The sequence below is a fragment of the Streptomyces torulosus genome (assembly GCF_001419765.1).
Lineage (GTDB): Bacteria > Actinomycetota > Actinomycetes > Streptomycetales > Streptomycetaceae > Streptomyces > Streptomyces torulosus.
This window is the reverse complement of sequence record NZ_LIRK01000854.1, coordinates 1-3,250: the sequence shown is the minus strand read 5'-3', so window position 1 is coordinate 3,250 and position 3,250 is coordinate 1. Positions and strand designations below refer to the sequence as shown.

At 69.7% G+C, this 3,250-nt stretch carries 4 protein-coding genes; 2 read left to right on the top strand and 2 right to left on the bottom strand.

Annotation, left to right across the window (positions count from 1 at the left end; all coding sequences use genetic code 11):
- Nucleotides 1-37 precede the first annotated feature (37 nt).
- Nucleotides 38-643 carry a MarC family protein gene (locus AOK23_RS41395; protein ID WP_055717554.1) on the top strand — a complete coding sequence of 202 codons (606 nt, stop codon included), beginning with the start codon at nucleotides 38-40 and terminating at the stop codon, nucleotides 641-643.
- 138 nt (nucleotides 644-781) lie between these two features.
- Here the strand turns inward: AOK23_RS41395 and AOK23_RS47485 are convergent, their stop codons facing one another.
- Nucleotides 782-934: a hypothetical protein gene (locus AOK23_RS47485; protein WP_107102995.1), complete on the bottom strand. Its 153-nt coding sequence runs from the start codon at nucleotides 932-934 to the stop codon at nucleotides 782-784.
- 240 nt (nucleotides 935-1,174) lie between these two features.
- Here AOK23_RS47485 and AOK23_RS41390 point away from each other — a divergent pair, with 240 nt between their 5' ends.
- The gene (locus AOK23_RS41390; protein WP_099967353.1) at nucleotides 1,175-2,080 is read left to right on the top strand and encodes an NYN domain-containing protein; all 906 of its coding nucleotides are present in this window, start codon (nucleotides 1,175-1,177) and stop codon (nucleotides 2,078-2,080) included.
- A gap of 21 nt (nucleotides 2,081-2,101) precedes the next feature.
- Here AOK23_RS41390 and AOK23_RS41385 read toward each other — a convergent pair whose 3' ends face one another.
- Nucleotides 2,102-2,971, bottom strand: coding sequence for an alpha/beta fold hydrolase (locus AOK23_RS41385; protein WP_055717552.1), 870 nt, complete (start codon nucleotides 2,969-2,971; stop codon nucleotides 2,102-2,104).
- Nucleotides 2,972-3,250 lie beyond the last annotated feature (279 nt).

The following is a 3,250-nucleotide window of genomic DNA, read 5'->3' as shown; positions in this document are numbered from 1 at the left end:
CTCCCTCCCCTTCCACACACTCTCGCAAGGCACCCCCGTGTTCGATCTCGCCGTCTTCGGTTCCCTCTTCCTCACCCTGTTCGTGATCATGGATCCCCCCGGGATCACCCCGATCTTCCTGGGCCTCACGGCCGGGCGCCCCGCCCGGACGCAGAAGCGGATGGCGCTGCAGGCCGTCTGCGTGGCCGGTGGTGTGATCGCCGTCTTCGGTCTGCTGGGGCACCAGATACTCGACTACCTGCATGTCTCCGTACCCGCGCTGATGATCGCGGGCGGACTGCTGCTCCTGCTGATCGCGCTCGACCTGCTCACCGGCAAGACGGACGAGCCCAAGCAGACGAAGGACGTGAACGTCGCCCTGGTGCCGCTCGGTATGCCGCTGCTCGCCGGGCCCGGGGCGATCGTGTCGGTGATCCTCGCGGTGCAGAAGGCGGACGGGGTGGCCGCCCAGGTGTCGGTGTGGGGCGCGATCCTGGCGATCCACGTCGTGCTGTGGCTGACGATGCGGTACTCGCTGCTGATCATCCGGGTCATCAAGGACGGCGGTGTGGTGCTGGTGACCCGGCTCGCGGGCATGATGCTGTCCGCCATCGCGGTGCAGCAGATCATCAACGGCGTCACGCAGGTGGTCCAGGGCAGCTGACGCCAACCCCCGCCAGGGGCGGCCTGTGCAGGGGCCGGATGTACGCAGAGCCCCGTACGGCGCACCTCGGTGCGGCCCGTACGGGGCTCTGAAGTCTGCACGCATCCGCCTCCCGTGAGGCGGTCGCGTCGGCCGGTACTACGAAGCGGTCACGTCGGCGGGACGGATCCAGAGGCGCTGCCCGATGGCGGCGGCCTGCTGCACGATCCTGTTGACGGAGGCGGCTTCCACGACCGTGCTGTCGACGGGCGTGCCGTTGACGTCGTCGAGTCGCAGGATTTCGAAGCGCATGGCTTCTCCCTTCGTCTGGTCGTCCTCCCGCTGGGGAGAACTACTGGTGGTGCGCGGGTCGTCGGTGCCCGTGTTCCATGAGGATTCAACGGTATGCGTGTTACAAACATTCCCTACGCTAAGGAAATTTTTCGAGAACCTAATTACTGGCTGGTAAGTGACGTTGTGGGTGTGTCTACCAGGAAGCTGGAAGACTGATTGGGACCGGTTGTGTTCGCAGCGTGACCGCCAGGACAATGGATGCATATGAACGACGACGACCTGGCGGCGCTCGGCGCCCGCATCGACCGTACGAACGAGCTGCTCCAGCGCATGCTCGCCGAGGTGGCGAAGACGCCCTCGACCCATGCGATCTTCGTCGACGCCGGGTATCTGTACGCGGCCATGGGGCGGCTCGTCGCCGGAACGGAGGACCGGCGGTCCTTCGACCTCGATGCGGAAGGTCTCATCGACGCCCTGATCGACCGGGCCCGCACGATCTTCGCGGACAGCCGGCTGCTCCGGGTCTACTGGTACGACGGGGCGCGGCGCCGCATCCACACGGCGGAGCAGCAGTCCATCGCCGAGCTGCCGGACGTCAAGGTGCGGCTCGGCAACCTCAACGCGAACAACCAGCAGAAGGGCGTCGACTCCCTCATCCGCACGGACCTGGAGTCCCTGGCCCGGCACCGCGCCATCAGCGACGCGGCGCTGATCGGCGGCGACGAGGACCTGGTCTCGGCGGTCGAGGCCGCGCAGGGGTACGGGGCGCGCGTCCATCTGTGGGGCATCGAGGCGCCGGAGGGCCGCAACCAGGCCGAGCCGCTGCTCTGGGAGGTCGACAGCCAGCGCACCTTCGACCTCGACTTCTTCAAGCCGTACGTGTCCCGGCGGGCCGCCGTCCCGTACGAGGCCACCGCGGGGGCCCGGCCCACCCGTGAGGACGTCCGCTTCGTCGGCGCCCAGATCGCCGCGAAGTGGCTGGCGTCCCGGGGCCGCGAGCCGCTCAAGGAACTCCTGCACGGCCACCCGTACCTGCCCGGCTCGGTCGACCAGGACCTCCTCGTCGAGGCGGAGGGGCTGCTCCAGTACTCGCTACGGGGCCAGGCGGACCTGAGAAGGGCGCTGCGGGACGGGTTCTGGGAGCACCTGAGGGCGCAGTACTAGCCGGTGCCGGCAGAGGGGCGATCAGCCGGTCAGCTGATCCCAGAAGCCGATCAGGGCGGAGGCCGTGGCCTTCGGCTGGTCCGTGTTGGGGGAGTGCTCGGCGGCGGCGATGACTGTGCGGTGCGCCTGGAGGCGTGCGGCCATGTCGTCGAGGAGCGGGATCGGCCAGGTGTCGTCGCGCTCGCCCGACAGGACGTGTGTGGGCAGCCCCAGTGCGGCCAGTTCCGCGACGCGGTCGGGCTCCGCGCAGAGCTGCCGGCCGGTGGCGATGAGCTGCGCCGGGCTGTGGGCGAGCCAGCGGCGGCGCAGGTCGGCGCTGTCGTCCAGCCCTTCGTCGAGGCCGCCGGTGTCGGTCTCCTCCGGCGGTTCCATCGCCTGGATGGCGTCCCACACCTGCTCCATGCCCATCACGGCCAAGGCGTCCCGCAACAGCTTCACGCGCTGCTGCTGGCTCTCCGAGATCTGGGCCGGGCCCGAGGCCATCAGAGTGAGGGAGGCGAAGGGGGAGGGGTTCAGGAGGACGGCGGCGCGGGAGATCTGACCGCCGAGGGAGTGGCCGAGGAGATGCAGGGGGGCGCCGTCGCCGACGACCTGTGCCTGGGCGAGCAGGTCCCTCGCCAGCTCGTCCTGCGCGTACGGCGACTCGTCGTCCTTGGGGCCCTCGCTCTCGTACTGGCCCCGCCCGTCCACGGCGACGGAGCGGTAGCCGGCCTCCGCCAACGGTTCGTGCAGCGCGATGAAGTCCTCCTTGCTGCCCGTGAACCCCGGCACGAGGAGCACGGTGCCCTTCACCGGGGTGCCCGCCTCGATGACGGCGAACTCACCACGCGAGGTGCGCAGCCGGTGGGCGCGGGCACCGGGAGGAGGGTTGAACGTGGGAGGACGGCTCATGGGGCGAGGGTAACCGGAGACCGTGAAGAGGGATCACCCTTGCGGGTGGTTCGGGGGGCGTCGGGAGACGAGGGCGCACTGGGTCGATTCTTCACCCGGCGGCTGAGTGGGGGCTGATCGCGCAGTTCCCCTCCCCTGAGCCCGGCCCAGCGGACGTTGGAAGGGCCGCAGGCCCCTTCAGGCGCCCTTGAACCCCGGCTCAGCGGACGTCCGAAGGGCCGCAGTCCCCTTCAGGGGAGCGGGGAACGGCGCGCCAAGCCCCACGGACCCGCGCCTGCC